The following is a 20,244-nucleotide window of genomic DNA, read 5'->3' as shown; positions in this document are numbered from 1 at the left end:
ATTACCAAGGGCTTCCGATCATGGTGAAACTACTCCAGTAGTAAGGATGAGAAAAGTTTTGGTTTGGTTGTTGTAAATTAGCAGGTAAATTTAACTTGCCGCCTGTTGTTACTAGCTGTCCGTTTTCCATCCGAACTTTACCGGACATTATTGCTTGTTGAGTCAGTTGCAAAGCTTCTGCCTTAGTTGTGGTTCCTCGCAACTGGTGGTAAAATTCGCTCATCAGCCCCAAAGTGCCTCCATCGTCAACATACCACAAACTTCCTAAAGCAGATTTCGCGCCGGATTTTACTGCTAATCCTCCAAAACCTAACTCTGCTTCCCGATCGCCCATAGCAGTTCTACAAGCACTTAATACTAACAAGTCTACCTGCGGATTCCGCCAATTCAAACTCTCCATGCGATCGAGCTGCAATTTGGAATTCCACATTTGAATGTAGGAATTGCTCGCTTTTCCCGGTTTGAATTCAGCGTGAGTTGCTAGGTGAACGATCCGAAATCCTCCCTTGGTGTGTTCCGACGTGAGATTATCTAAAGTGAAAGCAGAATTGAGGAAAGATGGGCTCTGCCACTGAGCCGAAATCGCCTGCAATTCGATCGGCACACTGGGCAAGGGCTGTTGGTCAACAAATTCTGACCTTCCCATTGCTAGCACTGTGGCGTCTCTAACAGCTTTATAATCGGTATTAGTCGAACTAAAACTCGGAATTAGGCTAAAACTGTATTTTTCAATCAAGAAGCCTTTACCGTCGTGCAAAGCGGCAAAGGGCAGGCTTCGCAATCCGGGATCGACTGACAGTAACAAAGTCTGAATTCCTAAGTTTTCTAAGTCTTTTTCTAGGGGTGCGATCGCCCATTTATATAGTTGCTGGGCGGAGGCTAGATAAGTCGTAGTAGCGCGTTTTGCGGGATTGGTGATTTCAGCGCGCAACTCCTGGACAGTGGGGAAAAGAGCTGCTCTGTTGGCTTCGGGGACGCTGTAGTGAATCGGCTGCCCCACGGGAGGAACTAAAATTAGTTCTAGTCGATCTTCTCGCGAGACCATGTAGATAATAGCAGACCGCTTGCCCGGTTGCTCTGCGATATCTTGTAAAGTTTGTTGGAAGGTCGAAATCAAGGTTTTTTCCTCTGGGAGGTTGGCTTTTACCCCCAAGTATTCTCCAAATTCTTGATTCCTCATTTCTTCGATTCCCCAGATTGTTTTCTGGATATCGTTACCTTCAAAAAGTCGATCGGGAGACGGGGCGTATCCCAGAACTAAATTAGAAGTAGGGTTGACTGTTGGCGGTTCTGGTGATGGTGGTGAGGGTGGTACTAAGTCCGGAGGCAACTGACTGGTGATACTTTGATCGATGGTTAAAACTCGATCGGCTGCTACACCGGGATTGTCTAGCGGTGGAATTTTGCGGCGTTGAAAGTCTTCTGAATCAGGGGTTAAGGGTTGCGGTGCGGGCTCTTGTCTTTCCGTAGAATCGATCGGAGTGGGAGTTACTACCGGAGGTGGAGTGACACTCGGAGTGGGAGTGGGAGTTACTACCGGAGGTGGAGTGACACTCGGAGTGGGAGTGGGAGTTACTACCGGAGGTGGAGTTACCACCGGAGTGGGAGTGGGAGTTACTACCGGAGGTGGAGTGACACTCGGAGTGGGAGTGGGAGTTACTACCGAAGGTGGAGTGACACTCGGAGTGGGAGTGGGAGTTACTACCGGAGGTGGAGTGATACTCGGAGTGGGAGTCGGAGTTACTACCGAAGGTGGAGTTACCACCGGAGTGGGAGTCGGAGTTACTACCGAAGGTGGAGTGATACTCGGAGTGGGAGTCGGAGTTACTACCGAAGGTGGAGTGACACTCGGAGTGGGAGTCGGAGTTACTACCGGAGTTGGAGTGACACTCGGAGTGGGAGTCGGAGTTACTACCGGAGTTGGAGTTGGCGTTGGCGGCGGGTCGATCGCGTCGTCAGTCGAAAACACAATATTACCAACACTACTAGAACGCGGAAACGACTGCGATGTAATGCTAGATTGTCCCGTTGTAATTGCACCCGCCGTACCGTTGCTAGCAGCATCCCCCACCACAAACGGTTGAATCGGCGTCCCTCCATCTCCCCCAGCGTGCACAATTGTAATTTTGCCACCACCGGCGCCGCCAGCAGTAGAAATGCTAGCCAATCCCGTCGGGGAAAGTGGGGTTGAAAAAGTACCCGTAGCGCGGAAAAAATTGCCTGTTATTGCTGTCACCTCGCCACCGATGCCGCCTGTACCGCCTTGGGCATTAATAAACTCTACTTGAATATCGCCGATCGGATCTAAGAACACATTGCCGGCATTTCCCACTATAGCGCTAGAGTTAATTTGTCCGGTGGTAATGGAAGTTATCGCTTTAACAGTTATGTTTCCGCCACTGTCTCCCGATGTATTCAAATTGCCTGCGGTGAAATTGTTACCGCTTGTAAAGAGAATTTCTCCGCCATTAGCAGTAATATTTTTAACACTTATATCGCCCTTGGCAGTAATATCGATTTTGCCGACGGTGACATCTCCCGATAAATTGACTTTTTCCGTGTTTGCTGCTGTCAATTGTTGCGCGTTAATTGTCGAGTTTCCTGTCACATTGCCAGCATTGTCGATCGCAAGATTTCCTAATTTGCTGCTGGCACCCACTGAACCGTTGAAAGTGATGCTGCCGCTACCGGAGGCTAGAGTTAAGTTGCGGGCATTAATGCTGTCACTGTCGATCGCACCCAAAGCAATATTTCCCCCGGCCGTACTAAATACCGCATCCTTTGTCAAAACCACAGCATTGCTAATATTAATGTTGCCGTTATTAGTCGTAATATTACCGCCTAATTTAGTATTTAAAGCCGTAATGTTAAAACCAGAAGTGCTTTTAACATTTCCGATAAATTCCGCCTTCGATGCAGTAACGTTCAAAACAGATAATGGCGTTGTTTCTCCGATATTTCCTTGCAGCAGCACATTGCCATTCGCGGCATCTAAGCCCAACAGATGATTGCCGTCGATCGCCCCTTCTATATTAATACTACCAACGCTGCTTTTGAGATTAACCTGGTTTCCCAGTTGAACTTTGCCCGTCAAATCTATATTGTTAGTTGTATTGATGCCATAGTTCAAATTAATTGTTGAACCTTGGAGAGCAACACTGCTGTTGTCAAGCCCGGTAATAGTTCCATCAAGTGCGATCGTACCGGTTGCCGTTTGAATATTTACTGGATCTAAAAATGTGAGATTATAGGGAATACTAATATTGGCACTGCTATCCGATCGCCCGAGCGCGATCGAGCTAAATCCATTTTGAATTAAACTAATTTCCGATGCAGTCAAATCTAAAGCGCTAGTATTGTTATCAGTTCCGCCAACAACAATATTTTGTCCGGCTGTTGCGGGTTGTAGCGTTAACGCGCCCGTACCAGAAACGTTCCCAAAAAAATCAATTTCACCGGCTGTTAAATTCAGCGGGTTACTACCTGCCGATATAGTAGAACCAAAAGCAATAGTTGCATCTCCCAGCGTAAAAATTACAGGAGCTTTTAATGTCACTGGGCTACTAAAAGTAATGTTATCATTAGTTGTGGTGATATTTCCGCTAACCGCAACATTCCCCCCGCCATTTTGAATAAATGCACCCTTTAAGTTCAGGTCTTTATCAATATTGAGATTTACCTTATTGGTAATTGTGAGCGTGCCGTCATTGGTGGTTGTTAGAGTTCCTTTGAGATTAACATTATCAGCCGCAATACCCAGATTGCCAGCTACGTCAACTGTATTCTTGAAAGTAACTTCGCTGCCAGAGAGAATCGGATTATTGGCAATTGTAACTGCATCTCCATAAGTTTGACTTCCGATTGTAGTCACATTGCCATTGAGTTGAGTTGTGCCCTCAGCATCTGTAGTCAAACTCGCGGCATTGACTGTTTGATTAAATGCGGTTGTGCCTGCAGAGTTAGCTTTTAAATTGCCGATCGCATTTGTTGGATTCCCAACTGCACCATTGAATGTAACATTACCCGTAACGGCATTCGCCGTCAAATCACTGCTGCCGTTAACAGTATCGTTGAAAGTAACTTCGCTGCCGGAGAGAATCGCCTTATTGGCAATTGTATTGGCAATTGTAACTGCATCTCCATAAGTTTGACTTCCGATTGTAGTCACATTGCCATTGAGTTGAGTTGTGCCCTCAGCATCTGTAGTCAAACTCGCGGCATTGACTGTTTGATTAAACGCGGTTATTCCTGTAGAGTTAGCTGTTAAATTGCCGATCGGAGTTACAACACCAACTGCACCATTGAATGTAACATTACCAGTACCGCCATTCACAGTTAAATCGCTGGTGCCATCTACAGTATTGTTAAAAGTAATGTCGCTGCCGGAGAGAATGGGATTGTTGGCAATTGTCACTGCATTTCCATAAGTTTGACTGCCGGTTGTAGTGACATTTCCCTTCACTTGAGTTGTGCCGTTAGCATCTGTAGTCAAACTCGCGGCATTGACTGTTTGATTAAATGCAGTTGTGCCTGTAGAGTTAGCTTTTAAATTGCCCAGCACATTTGTTGGATTCCCAACTGCACCATTGAATGTAAGATTACCGCTAACCGCATTCGCCGTCAAATCGCTGCTGCCGTCTACAGTATTATTGAAAGTAATTTCGCTGGCTACGAGAATGGGATTGTTGGCAATTGTAACTGCATCTCCATAAGTTTGACTGCCAGTTGTAGTGACATCGCTCTTAAGTTCGGTTGTACCACCTGCGTCAGTTGTTACACTTTGGGCATTGACAGTGCTCGCGAAGCTAGTCGTGCCACTACTCTGGGCAGTTATCGCACCCAATGGAGTTGTGCTGTTGCCGATGATCGCACCTGTTGTGAATGTAATATTACCCGTACCCGCTGTTAAAGTAAGGTTTTGACTGTTAGCAGTTGTGCCCTCAACTGTATTGTTAAAAATAATATCGCCCGCACCTAAACCTGTGTCCAAAGAAACATTATTTGTCAGAGTAACGGGACTTTGGAAACTAATATTATCGTTAGTAGTGGTAATGTTGGAGCCTAGATTAACCTGGCCTGTACCGCTTTGAGTCAATTCTCCATCCAGCAGTATATTGGCCCCAGTAGCAATATTCAAGTCGCCACTATTATTAACTTGAAAAGTTCCATTATTTAGCGTTGTGACTGGGTTCTCGATCGCAAAATTTGTCCCTGTCAAGTTAAGGCCGCCCGCAGCATTGGTTGTCACAGGGCCCTTGAATGCAGTAGTACCCTTACCTGCACTCTGAGTAATACTATTAGCTGTAATTGCCGCTGTTTGTACGTCGCTAGCACTATTTATCTGGAGATTGCCGATAGCAGGATTGCCGACATCTCCCTTAAAGGTAATATTGCCAGTGCCTGATGTGAGAGTGAGATTTTGATTATAAGGAGTTGTACCGTTGAGGGTGCTGCTGAAAAGAATATTGCCGGCACCGACTGCACCTGTGTCAACCAAAACATTATTTTGAAGCGTAACAGGCCCGTTGAAAGTGATGTTTTGATCGCTTGTGGTAATCGGCCCATTGAGTGCGATCGTACCGATGTTGCTAGTGAGGGTGATATCTCCCGAATCCAACGTAGTTATATTGCCGGCGGTGATGTTTTGATTCGCTGTCAGTGCAATCGAAGCGTTATCAACTCCAGTGAGACTCCCACCAGGCAAAATTGCGATCGATCCAGCCCCCTGTGGAGAGCGAATTGTCACGGGATCTCGGAATGTCAGAGGCGACTCGATGGTAATTGCGCCGGTGCCGTCTGTTCGTCCAATTGCGATCGATTTAAAGCCATCGGCCAGGCCATTGAATAGCCCAGTCATATCCAAGGAGTCAGGTTGATCGGATGTGTCCCCAAGTGCGATCTTTAAGTCTGGTCTAAAGGGTTGAAGTACCAGATCGCCCGTACCCGACGAGGGGCCGGTTATATCAATTTGATCTGAGGTAATGGTGAGGCTGTTGCTACCCGCTACAAATCCATTATTTAAAGTAATCCTGCCGATTTCCAGACCTGTTGTACCAGGTTTATTAGCGGTGAGAGAAACATTATTATTGAGAGTAACAGGATTTTTAAAACTTATGTCACCATCAGTGGCGGTCAAATCACCTGAGATAGTAACTGCACCCGTAGCAGCAACTTGTTGAGTAATACTGGCGGCTGTAATTGCCTTTGTTTGTACGTTGCCAGCGCTATTAATTGTGAGCTTGCCTAGAGGACTAATGCTGCCGACATCTCCACCAAATGTAATATTGCCAGTACCTGCTGTTACAGTCAAATCTTGAGTGTTAGGATTTGTGCCGTTGACGGTTTTTTGGAAAATAAGGTCGCCTGCACCTGCTGTACCCGTGTCAACCAAGACATTCTTTATGAGGGTAACAGAATCATTAAAAGTGATGTTTTTATCGCTTGCAGTAACGTCTGCATTTAGAGAAGTAGCTCCGTTAAATGTAATACCACCATTGGCTGTAATTTGCCCGTTAACTGCGATCAAACCCGTACCCGTTGGAGATTTAAGTATAATCGGGTATTTGAACGTAACACCAGCGGGGACAATCGTAATCGTCCCCGTCCCATCCGCCCGTCCGATCGCCATTTGCAAAAACCCATTTAAGATAGGATCATTGAGTTCAGCATTGCTGAGATCCAAAGTATTAATGTTAGTGGCACTGTCGCCAACACTGATATTTAAACTCGGCGTCAGAGGCTGCAACACAATAGTACCTGTACCATTGACTTCCGCCCCGAACAGTGTAATTTCATCACCCGTCAAAGTGACATTCTTACCGCTATTTGCAGTCAGGTTAATTGCACTATTGTTAATATAAATTGCATCCGAATTCCCCCCCGTACCAGTTAAATCAACATTTCCTGCCGTCGCTTCTAGTGCAGCACCACCGTCCAGAGAAACGCCGTAGTTGTCGGTTCCTGTCCCCGCACCTGTGCCAGTCAGAGTGATATTTCCGATCGCCGACTTCACGTTAGAAGAGGTAGAAAGCGCTATCCCACTGTTCCCACTTCCTGTTCCGTTACTTGTGCCAGTCAAGTTGATATTGCCATTGAGCGATGCAACTGTGCCCGCCTGGACAAGTATCCCTATATTTTTATCTATACCGTTCCCGCCAGTTCCAGTCATGGTAATACTGCCTGTTACCGATAAGACTTGGCTGGAGCGAGCGACAAATATCCCTATATTGTTATTTATACCATTCCCGCCAGTTCCATTGAAAATAATATTCCCGCTTCCAGTAGTTTCTACTATGCCGCCGATAGCAATACCGGGGTTTTTTCCCGTCGTGTTTCCTCCGATCCCCTCCAGGTTAATGTCCCCACCCCCGGCATTAATTACCCCCCCAAGTAAAATTCCATTTCCATTGGAACCATTCCCTCGACCAATTCCCCGAAAATTGCCCCCGTTTGTATTTATTTGCGAATCGGAAATCGTGAGACTACCACCGTTTGAATTATCACTATCAGCATTCAGAGTGACATTGCCTCCCTGAGTTGTGATATTTGCCCCGGACTCAACATTAATATCATTATTAGCATTCAGAGTTAGGGAATTACTATTAGCCCAAGATATCGGAGCGCTGACTGTAATATTGCCTTGATTCGCCGAATTCGGTCCAGTAGAAATAGTAAGATTTCCCCGACCTAGCTGTGCTTGCACCGTCCCATTAGTAATCGTAGAAGTAGGATCGGAAGCCGTAAATACTGGCACTAAGCTGCCAGGTACATCCGCACCTGCGCTAATAGTGATATCAGTAGGGTCTAACAATAAGGTTCCAGCTATGCCAAAGGTCGATCGCAAATCAACTAATCCTTGAAAATCCAGCGATTGCTTTCCCGAAACTTCCACAAAGCCGCCATTCCCAGAAAACAAGCCACCTCTGGCCGTAATATTGCCATTAAAGCGAGTAGTTTCATCAGCCCAAACTATAACTCGCCCGCCATTCCCATTACTCACCGCGTCAGCATTAATCGTCGAGTCGCTGCTGACAAAAGTCCGTGAAGCATTGGGCACTGTCCCCAAACCCTGATAATCTCCGCCAATCAGTACATTACCGCCGCCGTTAATCCCAGAAGCATCGATCTTGCCCGCAATAACTCCTACTTTGTCGCCTAAAATATTTACAGTACCACCAGTGTTGCCAGAGACATTGAGACTGCCGGATGCGATCGCCGTTCCCGGAGTTACAGGCACTGCAACATTCCCCGTCAACACAACTTCCCCATTGGGATTTACCGTCAAACCCGTCGCCTGTGCCACACCTTTTCCAGTCAGTAACTCCGGCAAAGATAACACTGGCTGCGTCCAATTGTTGGGCAGCGAACTTTGATTTGCAGTCGGCTGAATATCCAAGCTCAATAAATTTCCAGCTTGACTAATTCGCACCAAATTGTTACCCGGTACGGCGCTGATGAGAATATTGCCGCTAGGCGCAGTTACCTGACCCGTATTGACAACCGTACCGCCAATCAAACTTAAACTTTGACCTGATGCCACCGTCAAATTGCCGGCATTAACAATGCTTCCCCCTTGCAAATTTGTAAACGCAAAACTATTCGGTGTCCCAATTAAAGTTGCCCAATTGTTATTGCCGATCGCACTAAACCACTGATTGTTCCCAAAACCAATCCCTGTCGCCGTAGTAGCATTAAAAGATCCAGGCACGTTCAGACTGGCATTCGGCCCGAAAATCATGCCGGCAGGATTCATTAAGAATAAATTGGAATTGCCGCCCGTAACTTGAATTAAGCCATTTATTAAAGAAGGATTACCCCCAGTAATCCTTCCCAAAATATTTTGAATATTCGGATTTGTCAGAAAGTTAGCCGTTTGACCTTCGCTGAGGCCAAACTGAGTAAAACTGTGAAAAAGATTAGCCTTATCTCCGCTGAAAGCCCCCCCGGAAATATCGTAGCGGTTGCCGCTGGGAGTAACAACTGTGTTAGTGCCGTCTGGTGCGGGGGCGATAGGTTGCGCGTTTGCCGAACCCGCCGCTGCACTCAGCCAGCTAACAATGAATAACCATCCGAGCAAATGTAGTTTGTTGGCTGTCATTGTGTTTAAAGATGGTGCTTAAAGTGCGATCGTATTTATCTATCCTATATTTACTCCTAAAAATTCCTCATGTCAATAGGAGCCGCCTATTTTTAGTGACCGAATAATTAGGAGGGACAAGGAAATGTATGTTTTTAATTATTACGATTTACGTAAAAACAGTTTTTTTACTAGGAATCAGGCGCGGGAAATGAAACTTGGTTTCTTTTTTTTACTTTCACTGCTTCCCTGACCCAAATACCTTAAAAAAACCGATTAAAGCGTCCGGGACTGTTGGTGAAAATATGGCGCGGAATGCGAGGGTTAGGGGTTTAAAAAACTCTGAATTTTAGTCAAAACTACGTAAGTACCGATCGCCTGTTATACAGCTTGCTTAGAGTGGCAAAAAACTCGCTCACCTCCCTACTCGCGGTCGCCGCCACTTCTTTCTGCATACGGCGAGCAGTTGGCAGCGCGCTTTGAGGAGCAACGAACCCAACAGCCGAATTTCTCTCAAAAACTTTATATTTTTTGGAGGATCTTTACCAAAACTTTATAAAGCTCGATTAAAATTTTTATGTATTTTTGAGGAAAGCCAATATTTGCAAGTCTTGCACTCAACTTTAGACCGTTACCGAAACCAAGTAAATGTAGTAGGTTGGAAGTCTAGGCAGGATGAAAATCTTGCTCTTACAGATTAAACTGTGTCAATCTGGTGTCAGTGAAAACTCTTAGAAGAAGCACTCATTTACTCCAAAACACCCTTAAGTAATATCTGTATGTAGATTTACTGGTGTGGAGCCTCTTCTTTAGGTTTGACGATCGTCCTAAATATCGCAGGCTCGCGATCGTCTATTCGCGTCACGGCAACATGGCATTTAGGGCATTTTGGGCCTTACTACCTAACAATACTGGAGGAATCAGGGTTATGACTACCTTAACGCTAGTCAAAAAAACATCTTTTACAGTCGCCAGCTTGGCAACCACAATGTTGCTCAGCATCTGCACGCCCGTCCGAGCTTTCATGTTTGGCACGAGCGGCATCCAGTTCGATCGAGACACCAGCATCAATTTTACATTCGACAAATCTCAGGGACTATACCAATCCAGCTTGTGGGTGGCCCAAGCTGAGCCACAAAACAATGGCTACACCAACATATCCAGTCTGTTTAACGAAATTAAACCCTCAGATAACGGCTCCGCCAACAAGGGAGAAGGAACCTTCGGCAACGCTGTCACATCCCCAGACGGCAAAATTACCCAAAGCTTCACCTTTCTCAAAGATCAAATTTACGCCCTCCTGCTTTGGAGCGACACCGGCACTGGCAAGCCCTTCGAGCAATACGTCTCCAGCAGCACCTTTATGAACAGCAGCCTCTGGTTCGCCGCCGACACCAAATTCAGCAGAATTGAATGTCTGACAACTGGATGCCAGCAAGCCGTGTTTGGCGACTTTGATCTCAACTACAAATCCAGCAATCCATTTAGCACCGTCAACGATGGCAAGGGCCCAGAGCAGTTTCAATCTGCGACAACAGAACAACTCGCTAAGGGTACAAAGATTTCCTTTGACGATGGCAGCAAAGGAAATGACGTTGACTTTCAAAACTTTAGCCTGTCGGCTGAGTTAGTCCCCGAACCAGTCACAGTATTCGGCACAATGCTGGGGGTCGGGGCTTTGGCAGCAGCTCGCAGGAAAAAAAAGCGAGGGCAGCAACAAGAAAAATGACTCTTAACCAGCCCCATACAAATCTAAATAGTGCGTCTGTTCAGTGGTACTCTGAGAAATAGCATTTCTAAATGTTAAGACTTTTTCCATAACGGGAAAAATAGCATCCTAACAAAGGCACTATTCATGGTATCCACCGCAACAAAAACGAACGTAGGCTACATCACCCAAATCATTGGGCCGGTTGTAGACGTAAAATTCCCAGGCGGCAAACTGCCCCAAATCTATAACGCTCTCACGATTTCCGGCAAAAACGAAGCAGGTCAAGACGTTGCCGTTACCTGCGAAGTTCAACAACTGCTCGGAGACAGCCAAGTGCGCGCCGTTTCCATGAGTACCACCGACGGCTTGGTGCGCGGCATGGAAGTAGTAGATACCGGGGAAGCAATCCAAGTTCCCGTCGGCATCCCAACTCTCGGCCGGATTTTTAACGTCATCGGTCAACCCGTAGACAACCTCGGCCCGGTCAATACTTCCGAAAGTATGCCCATCCACCGCAACCCGCCGGCTTTCACCGAACTGGAAACCAAGCCTTCGGTGTTTGAAACTGGGATCAAGGTGATTGACCTGCTGGCCCCCTACCGTCGCGGCGGCAAAATCGGTTTGTTTGGCGGCGCAGGCGTCGGCAAAACCGTGATTATGATGGAACTCGTGAACAACATCGCCAAGGCTCACGGCGGCGTGTCCGTGTTCGGTGGTGTGGGCGAGCGCACCCGCGAAGGTAATGACCTCTACAAAGAAATGATCGAGTCGGGGGTTATTAACGAAGAAGACCGCAGCAAATCAAAAATTGCTCTGGTTTACGGTCAAATGAACGAGCCGCCTGGTGCTCGGATGCGCGTGGGCCTGTCGGCTCTGGCGATGGCCGAATACTTCCGTGATGTCAGCAAGCAAGACGTGCTGCTGTTCATTGACAATATCTTCCGGTTCGTGCAAGCGGGCTCTGAGGTATCGGCTCTGTTGGGTCGGATGCCTTCGGCTGTGGGATATCAGCCGACTCTCGGTACAGACATGGGCGACTTGCAAGAACGGATTACTTCGACTACCGAAGGTTCGATTACTTCGGTTCAAGCTGTGTACGTACCTGCGGATGACTTGACTGACCCCGCACCGGCTACGACTTTTGCTCACTTGGACGCTACAACTGTGTTGTCTCGCGGTTTGGCTGCGAAGGGGATTTATCCGGCTGTTGACCCGCTGGATTCTACGTCTACGATGTTGCAAGTTAGCGTTGTCGGCGAAGAGCACTATGGTGTTGCTCGTCAGGTGCAGTCTACTCTGCAACGCTATAAGGAATTGCAAGACATTATTGCAATTTTGGGCTTGGATGAGCTGTCCGAAGATGACCGCTTGACCGTTTCTCGCGCTCGCAAAATTGAACGGTTCTTGTCCCAACCCTTCTTTGTGGCTGAAGTGTTCACGGGTTCCCCCGGCAAGTACGTCAAGTTGGCAGACACCATTAAGGGCTTCCAGATGATTTTGGCGGGCGAACTTGACGAATTACCGGAACAAGCTTTCTATTTGGTGGGCGATATCAACGAGGCGATCGCCAAAGCTGAAAAAATGAAAGCTGACGCCAAGTAATTTTAGTCAGTAGTCAGTAGTCAGTAGTCATTAGTCAGTAGTTATTAGTTATTGGTTATTAGTTATTGGTTATTGGTAACAACTGACAACTGATAACTGACAACTGACAACTGACAACTGACAACTGACAACTGACAACTGACAACTGACAACCGACAACTGACAACTGACAATTTATGACATTAACTGTGCGCGTAGTGGCCCCAGACAAAACTGTTTGGGATTCTAATGCTGAAGAAGTAATTCTGCCGAGCACCACAGGCCAACTGGGTATCTTGAGCGGTCACGCTCCAATGTTGACAGCTTTGGATACTGGAGTGATGCGCGTCCGTCCCGGTAAGGAATGGGTGTCTATTGCTCTGATGGGCGGCTTTGCAGAAATCCAAGAAAACAAAGTTACTATTCTTGTCAACGGCGCTGAAAAAGGCGAAACCATTGATAAAGAAGCTGCTCGTACTGCTTACACCGAAGCAGAAGCTCGTTTGCAAAAGGCTACTACCGGCACTTTGCAAGAGCAAATTCAAGCTAAGCAAGCAATCAAACGCGCGAGAGCTCGTTTCCAAGCTGCCGGCGGCACGCTCTAGCTCTCAGGGTAAGGACATAGTGCTTTTGTAGTAGGGACGCAACAATGTTGTGTCCCTGCTGTTTTTCTCGCGTTGTGTCCCTAATGCGAGAGCTAAACTCCGGCCTCGGACAATAGAGATTGCATTGTTTCCCAAGATAACCCCTGCTGAAGATAGCGGGGGTTATTTGGATTGTAGGGACTCTCCACGCGATCGACACTGACTATTTTTGCTTCCTCCGGCAAAACAGGAACCTCTGGATCGAAAGCGGTCGATCGCGTCAAAGAGCTAGAAAAGCCTTTAAAAATAGCAATTTCATCGAATTCGCCGTCAATTTCGGCCTTGACGATTAAAACTTCGTGCGATCGTTTTACCGTGTATTGTTCCAAGCGACGAGCAATAGAGTCAGCCATAGCAAATCTCACTTTCCTGAAATCTGCTATAATATAGCTTAATTTTGTGGCTAATTTCAGGGACAGCGAGCCAATCTTTTATTCTTAATTCAACCTTTTTTAACAGCAGGAAGTAAGCGCCCATTATATAATTGTTCTAAAAATAATAAACAAATTTAATCAGGTCAAACCTACTTATCCGATATTTCATGAGCCACAAAAAGACTTGGTTTAAAGGATCTCCTGAACTTAGGGTTATAAGTTTATCTAATCAGAAAAGCAAGCTAATACGCGATTCCTAAAATTATTAAAATTAGAAAAACCATACCCTTGTCGCATTATCAACTTAATCCGATTGTTAATTCCTGACATGACTCCACTTGTGGTGCGATGAAGAAAGTAGTTGCAAATACCCTCAAAATGATTCTCAATTGTTGATGCAGATTCTTTAAAAAATACTTGTGCATGATTTAGCCATTCTTTGATTTTGTTCTGCCATTTTTTGACTGTCAAATTAGTCTCATATATTTCTCTCAATGTTTCTTTCATCTCATACGCAATTCGCAAAGATTCCGATTTTTCTAGTGTCAATTCTAATCGATCAATCTGCTCTTGATTTAAATTTGCTCGATTACTTAATAATAAATATTTACTTTGCCTATCTGTGATTCCTGCTGCTCTACGTAACTTATTTAAGCCTTTATTAACTACTTTCATTACATGAAAACGATCGATAACAACTAGGGCATTTGGGAATACTTTTTTGATAACTTTAGGGAATCCTCCCCACATATCAACACTCACTTCCTCAACTTGTTTCCGAACCTCAATCGGCTGTTTCACTTCTGACCTCAATGATTTCTTCCGAGCGATGAGAATCAATCATCTCAATTAAATTACCCTCACAAATGTTACCAACAACAGTCCCGAAATTCCCTTGACCTTTTCGCATACTTATCTCGTCGATAGAAATTCGTTTAGTGAGTTTCCAATTAATTTTTTATTTGCTCTTATTTACCTGCTCAAATATTCCTTTTATTTCGTCATAACTGAGTCCTTCTTCTCGTCCAATTTGCTCCATACTCGATTTTTTTTTACAGGCTCATAAATATTTTGTTCGTATCGTTGAGTATGCCGTCTTTTAACGTCAAAAAAATCTATTATTTCTGTGGGATACCGTTGGCAACTAGGACAGTAAAACTGCCGCCGTGGGATTTTTAAATACACAGGACGACCAAAAACCGACAAATCTCTTACTAAAACTGGTCGATTTTGATGCAGTTTTTCGGTAGATTGTTTACAATGATGACAAACAATTCTTTCAGATAGAATACTCTGTCCCAAGAAAATTTTTCCGTCAACTTGAGTACAAGTTTCAACCCTGACTCCAGGCAAGGCTAATAGATAGTCTAGATGGAAGCTCATAACGGTAAATGTATTAGTAGGTACATTTTACACCATAAACTCAGGAGAGCCGTTAGGGTTGTGTCCTTCTACAAAAATTACTGGCGGTAAGGTCAAAAGTTCTCACACCCGTCGAGTAGTTGATCGGGCTGCCAATGCCTTCCGTTTAGCTGCTCAATCTTTATCTCGCTCTCAATCAGCTTTGGGGGCTTTTTATCGTCGGCTGCGTGCTCGATTGGGTGCTGCTGGAGCCAATACCGCTGCTGCTCACAAGCTAGCCCGCATCTTCTATCATCTGTGGAGTACCAAAACCGCTTATGCTGATTCAGGTGCCGACTATTACGAACAGAAATATCGACAACGTATCGTTTCTAAGCTGGAGAAAACAGCTCAGTCTTTCGGGTTTGAGCTAGTTGCTAAAACTCCACACTTGGATTGAGTTTCTTAGGAGGACTTTAGCTATTAGACAGGGAATTCATTCCCTGTCGGACTGTCGGACTGTCGGACTGTCGGACTGTCGGACTGTCGGACTGTCGGACTGTCGGATTGTCGGATTGTCGGACTGTCGGATTGTCGGACTATCGGACTATCGGACTATCGGACTATCGGACTATCGGATTGTCGGACTATCGGTTTAACGTGTTTGTTGACACCAATCGGCATTGCGGTGTCCCTACAAGGGCTATGTACTTACTTACCAGCCAAAGTGCTGTATATCATTTCCACTCGCCCTGAAGAGTAAAAGCCGCCCAATAATAGGGAGATTTCCATTTTTCCTGCTGCATCATTTCGATCTGTGCCGCCCTCAAAGCTGCCGCCGGCGCTAACTTTTGTTGCAGCATTTTCTGATAAAACTTTTGCATTAACACAGCAGTTCCTTCATCATCCACACTCCACAAACTCACCGCTACCCGCTGCGCCCCCGCATACATAAAACCCCTTGTTAATCCCACCATTCCTTCGCCTCTAACATTCTGTCCCATGCCCGATTGACAAGCACTTAAAACCACTAAATTGGCTGACAGTTTCAAGTTGAAAATATCCGTAAGGCGCAAAAAACCATTGACAAGATTGCCCTTGTCATCTACCATCGACATCACAATTCCTGAGAGTTCGGGATTTTTGCTGTTGGCAAGGCCGTGGGTGGCGAAGTGAACGATTTGATAATTGGCTAAGTTTCCATCGGTGGCGGTAGTGCGACTGGCATCCAGATCAAATATTTGGCGGCTAGAAGCTGAGGGGAATAAGCTGGATATTGTTTGGGCTTCTTGGCGGGTAAATGGTAAGCGTTTTGGCGGCCATTCCCGATTAGAAGCGCGAAGCGAGCGATTTAAACCGATGTTGTTTGCTTCTAATTTTTCTGTCGTTGCTTGGGTGATTTTGCCTTTAATTCTTTCATCATCTGGACTGAAAACAGGATCTGCTAAAATTGCTAAAGTTTGGCTGGGCGGTTTTCTATCTCCGTAATTTTGCCTGAGAATGGCGAGACTTGAGGCGGAAGGCAGAGTGATAACTTCATGTTCGACAATTAAGGGAACGTTGGTATTTTTTCCGGCGGTTTGGGGAAGAGTTAAAGCTGGAAAAGGAGTATAGTGCAGCACGCCGTCGGGGACAATTAATAAGCGTTTATTTCCTAATTGGACTGCTGCGGGCTGTAAAATTAATTGACTTAGATTTGCACTCGCTTCGGCAACTTTTTGGGGAATATCTCTTTGGGTTGGGCTAGTTACTGCGGTGCGGAAAGCCACTGCTGCTGTTTCAATGTCAGCGCGTTTTGGCAATTCATAGCTCGTGAGTCCGGTTGATGTCACAACCCACAAATAACTACGGTCTTTGCCGAGGGAATACTGCAATAAAATCGTGTTTTCATCGAGAATCTGTTTCTGAATTTCTGGCAGCGTTAAAGGTTGGGGTTGGGTGAGGGCTGCGTAGCGGGGGCTAGCGCTACGAATCCCGGTTTGAATTTGCTGATATTCTTGCAAAAGTGCGAGGCGCTGTTTGTCGATTTCAGCGATTTTAGTTGGATTGGGGTTGGGGCTGCTGATTGCTTCGATGCGCTGCTTTTCAATAGCATTGAGTTGCTGTTGCAGGCTCTTTTCTTGTTGCAGTAAATCGGGGGAAATGCCTTCGCGAATGTTGGTGTTACTTTCTTGGAGAAGTTCGAGGAGGCTGCGGGCGCGAGAACGTTCGCTGGCTTCTAAGGCTTTTGTATCATAACCGGATTTAGGATTAGTTTTATGCAGTTGCATTAACAGGTCTATGTAAAATTCGTAGCGGTTTTGTACTGTGGCAAAGTATGAGGTGCGGAGTTCTGGGCTGGCTATTTTGGTGCGGAGGTTTTCGATGATTTTGAGAGAGGATTCAATGTCATTGAGGGCTTCGGTAAGATTGTTTTGGTCGCGTTTGGTATAAGCCATGTTGTAAAGGGTGATAGCTTCGCCGCTGCCATCGCCTACTGCCCGTCTCAGGGGAAGTGACTGCCTGTAATACTCTAACGCTTTCTGTTGTTCTCCCAAATCTGAGTAGACTTGGCCGATGTTGTGAAGGGTGGTAGCTTCCCCACCGCGATTGCCTACTGCTCGAAACAGGGGAAGCGACTGGCTGTAATACTCTAGTGCTTTCTGTTGTTCTCCCAATTGTGAGTAAACTAAACCGATGTTGTTGAGAGTGCCAGCTTCCCCACGACGATCGCCGATTGCCCGACTCAGGGGAAGGGACTGGCTGTAATACTCTAGCGCTTTCTGTTTTTCTCCCAATTCTAAGTAGACAGTCCCGATATTGCCGAGGGTGGTAGCTTCCCCACGGTGATCGCCTACTGCCCGAAATAGGGGAAGCGACTGGCTGTAATACTCTAGTGCTTTCTGTTGTTCTCCCAATTCTGAGTAGACTTTGCCGATGTTGTTGAGGGTGCCACCTTCCCGATAACGATCGCCGATTGCCCGACTCAAGCGAAGGGACTGGTTGTAATACTCTAGCGCTTTCTGTTGTTCTCCCAATTCTGAGTAGACATTGCCGATATTGCCGAGGGTGGTAGCTTCCCCACTGCGATCGCCTACTGCCCGTCGGAGCGCAAGCGACTGGCTGTAATACTCTAGTGCTTTCTGTTTTTCTTCCAATTGTGAGGAGACTAAGCCCATGTTGTTGAGGATGCTAGCTTCCCCAAAGCGATCGCCCACTGCCCGTCTCAAGGGAAGCGACTGGTTGTAATACTCTAGCGCTTTCTGGTTTTCTCCCAAATCTGAGTAGACACTGCCGATGTTGCCGAGGGTGGTAGCTTCTTGCTGGCGATCGCCCACTGCCCGAAATAGGGGAAGGGACTGGCTGTAATACTCTCTTGCTTTCTGTTTCTCTCCCAAATCTGAGTAGACACTGCCGATGTTATTGAGGGTGGTAGCTTCCCCACCGCGATCCCCCAGGGCCCGAAACAGGGGAAGGGACTGGCTGTAATACTCTAGTGCTTTCTGTTTTTCTCCCAATGCTGAGTAGACAATGCCGATGTTGCCGAGGGTGGTAGCTTCTTGCTGGCGATCGCCCACGGCACGTGTCAAGGGAAGCGACTGGTTGTAATACTCTAGCGCTTTCTGGTTTTCTCCCAATTCTGAGTAGACTCTGGCGATATTGCTGAGGGTGGTAGCTTCTTTGGCGCGATCGCCGAGGGCCCGTATCAGGGGAAGGGACTGGCTGTAATACTCTAGCGCTTTCTGTTTTTCTCCCAAATCTGAGTAGACACTGCCGATGCTGGTGAGGGTGACTGCTTCCCCACGGCGATCACCCACTGCCCGAAACAGTGGAAGCGACTGACTGTAATACTCTAGCGCTTTCTGTTTTTCTCCCAATCCTGCGTAGACAGTCCCGAGGTTGGTGAGGGTGGCAGCTTCCCCACGGCGATCGCCTACTGCCCCAAACAGCTTTAATGCTTGTTCAAATTTAGCGATCGCACTTCTTTTTGCTTGGGCCGTTCCTTGATTGTAGAGTTGTACTCCTTCTTTGAAAGCTTTTTGGGCAGCCTCGTTACTGTTAGTTTGTGCTGTTTGTACGACTTTACCAACGGGCACGGCTGCTGCCACTGGCTGACTTAACTGAATCGAAAGTGCGATCGACATACCGGCCAAAACCCATTGAGTGCGATCGAACATAACCACCCCTTTTGTATTTGCTTCAATCTTACTCACTAGCTCGCTTAGTGTAAAGGCAGGAAGAAGTAAGGGCGATCGGCATTTTTGCTAGAGTTAACGAGTAGGTGCGATTCCCTGCAGGATCGCTACGCCGCGCGTACTTTTTCCCAGCATGAACAACATCCTAACTACCCCCGATCCCCTAACCAGCCATTGGGATTGCCCCGAATGCGGCGGCACCGGTACCCTCAGCCCAGAAATTTGCCCTGTTTGTCTCGGAGCAAAATACATCGATCTTGCTACCATAACGAACTGGATGCTTGATTTTATGGAATCTCGCGGCTGCGATCGAGCTGAGATCGATCGATTGCGAACCGAAAGCCCAGACCCCCTAACATTAACTTTTTGCCTGGAAGTTTGTATCGCCCTTAAATAAACAATTTACCAATTACCAATTACCAATTCCCTATTCCCAATATTCAGTGTCCCTTAACCGGATGTTGACCGTAAAAAGGCAAAGCATCCGACCAATCAGGACGACTTCCCATTTGCCACTCCAAATAAGCCAATTCCAACACACTAGAAACCGACGAACCCAACTCGCTACCAACTTCAATTAACTGATAAGAATTCCCCCAATCATCCAACTTTTCTTGCCAAGATTCAGGAGTCATCACCGTCTCAGGAAACAACTCAGTTAAACCAGAATCTTTGTTAACTGAATAAACCGCCCCAAACAATTGTCCCCGCTGTGCAGGCATTTGCAGCGCGATATCATCTCTCAAAAGCCCCCCCTTGTAGGGGCGGTGCCCCCGTGCCCGCCCTGGTTGGGGCACGGCGGTTTCATTTTCTTGTAGGGGCAAACCCTCGTGAAGAGCCCCGATGCCTGAAATGCCCAGGAAATCATCTGTGGGTGGGGGCGGGCACGGGGGCACCGCCCCTACAAAATCGCGGGGGGGTTCCGTATTCAAAAGCCCCCCCTTAGCAAGGGGAGGTTCTGCACTCAAAAGCCCCCCCTTGCTAAGGGGGGGTTGGGGGGGTTCCGCCCAAGCGACAGCCGCCAAAGTGGAAACCGCAAAAACCGGAATATCCAACTGTTGAGCCAAAGTCCGCGCCGTCACCATACCCATCCGAGTCCCCGTGAAGCCTCCGGGCCCCTTCGCCACTGCAATAAAAGCCAAATTCGCCCAAGTTTGCGGCCCAATAAACTCGACTAAATACTGATGCAAATGAGTTGCTAAATCGCGATCCAAATTCCAAGTTTGGCAGCGAGAATCCCCGGCAAAATTGCTGATGGCTAAACCGAGTTCGCGACTAGCTGTGTGCAGGGCTAAGCCGTATTTTTTAACAGATGTTCCGTCTTGGGGATTGCTATTCACGA

Annotated in this window: 11 protein-coding genes; 5 read left to right on the top strand and 6 right to left on the bottom strand. The window is 46.8% G+C overall.

The window, feature by feature from the left end:
• Window position 1 precedes the first annotated feature (1 nt).
• Window positions 2-9,097: a CHAT domain-containing protein gene (locus tag QT990_RS21905; RefSeq protein ID WP_333465749.1), complete on the bottom strand. Its 9,096-nt coding sequence runs from the start codon at window positions 9,095-9,097 to the stop codon at window positions 2-4.
• 907 nt (window positions 9,098-10,004) lie between these two features.
• Between QT990_RS21905 and QT990_RS21900 the strand changes: the two genes are divergently transcribed.
• The 3 genes from QT990_RS21900 to atpC all read left to right on the top strand — a co-directional run bounded on the left by QT990_RS21900 (window position 10,005) and on the right by atpC (window position 12,973).
• Window positions 10,005-10,805: a PEP-CTERM sorting domain-containing protein gene (locus QT990_RS21900; protein WP_333411896.1), complete on the top strand. Its 801-nt coding sequence runs from the start codon at window positions 10,005-10,007 to the stop codon at window positions 10,803-10,805.
• Window positions 10,806-10,931: 126 nt separating this feature from the next.
• Complete coding sequence (gene atpD / locus QT990_RS21895) at window positions 10,932-12,389, top strand: F0F1 ATP synthase subunit beta (protein ID WP_333203196.1); 1,458 nt, start codon at window positions 10,932-10,934, stop codon at window positions 12,387-12,389.
• Between the two features lie 176 nt (window positions 12,390-12,565).
• Window positions 12,566-12,973, top strand: a complete 408-nt coding sequence (gene atpC / locus QT990_RS21890; RefSeq protein ID WP_333058306.1) for an ATP synthase F1 subunit epsilon — start codon at window positions 12,566-12,568, stop codon at window positions 12,971-12,973.
• 92 nt (window positions 12,974-13,065) lie between these two features.
• On the opposite strand, the gene QT990_RS21885 is transcribed toward atpC, so the two are convergent.
• From QT990_RS21885 to QT990_RS21875, 3 genes are all read right to left on the bottom strand, one after another.
• Window positions 13,066-13,365, bottom strand: coding sequence for a DUF7734 family protein (locus QT990_RS21885; protein WP_190743481.1), 300 nt, complete (start codon window positions 13,363-13,365; stop codon window positions 13,066-13,068).
• Between the two features lie 246 nt (window positions 13,366-13,611).
• Window positions 13,612-14,187, bottom strand: a complete 576-nt coding sequence (locus QT990_RS21880; RefSeq protein ID WP_333143860.1) for a transposase — start codon at window positions 14,185-14,187, stop codon at window positions 13,612-13,614.
• Between the two features lie 192 nt (window positions 14,188-14,379).
• Window positions 14,380-14,769 (bottom strand): transposase family protein, encoded by a 390-nt coding sequence (locus QT990_RS21875; RefSeq protein ID WP_333143859.1) that lies wholly within the window; start codon window positions 14,767-14,769, stop codon window positions 14,380-14,382.
• A 58-nt stretch (window positions 14,770-14,827) separates the two neighbouring features.
• Here QT990_RS21875 and QT990_RS21870 point away from each other — a divergent pair, with 58 nt between their 5' ends.
• The gene (locus QT990_RS21870) at window positions 14,828-15,187 is read left to right on the top strand and encodes a hypothetical protein (protein WP_333143858.1); all 360 of its coding nucleotides are present in this window, start codon (window positions 14,828-14,830) and stop codon (window positions 15,185-15,187) included.
• A gap of 277 nt (window positions 15,188-15,464) precedes the next feature.
• Here QT990_RS21870 and QT990_RS21865 read toward each other — a convergent pair whose 3' ends face one another.
• Window positions 15,465-18,884 carry a CHAT domain-containing protein gene (locus QT990_RS21865; RefSeq protein WP_445305446.1) on the bottom strand — a complete coding sequence of 1,140 codons (3,420 nt, stop codon included), beginning with the start codon at window positions 18,882-18,884 and terminating at the stop codon, window positions 15,465-15,467.
• 151 nt (window positions 18,885-19,035) lie between these two features.
• Here QT990_RS21865 and QT990_RS21860 point away from each other — a divergent pair, with 151 nt between their 5' ends.
• Window positions 19,036-19,299: a hypothetical protein gene (locus QT990_RS21860; protein ID WP_006632632.1), complete on the top strand. Its 264-nt coding sequence runs from the start codon at window positions 19,036-19,038 to the stop codon at window positions 19,297-19,299.
• A gap of 43 nt (window positions 19,300-19,342) precedes the next feature.
• Here the strand turns inward: QT990_RS21860 and tsaB are convergent, their stop codons facing one another.
• On the bottom strand, window positions 19,343-20,242 hold the full coding sequence (gene tsaB / locus QT990_RS21855; protein WP_333465747.1) for a tRNA (adenosine(37)-N6)-threonylcarbamoyltransferase complex dimerization subunit type 1 TsaB: 900 nt from the start codon (window positions 20,240-20,242) through the stop codon (window positions 19,343-19,345).
• Between the last annotated feature and the right edge of the window lie 2 nt (window positions 20,243-20,244).

Source organism: Microcoleus sp. T3_B1, assembly GCF_036700445.1.
Lineage (GTDB): Bacteria > Cyanobacteriota > Cyanobacteriia > Cyanobacteriales > Microcoleaceae > Microcoleus.
This window is presented reverse-complemented; position numbering and strand designations above follow the sequence as displayed.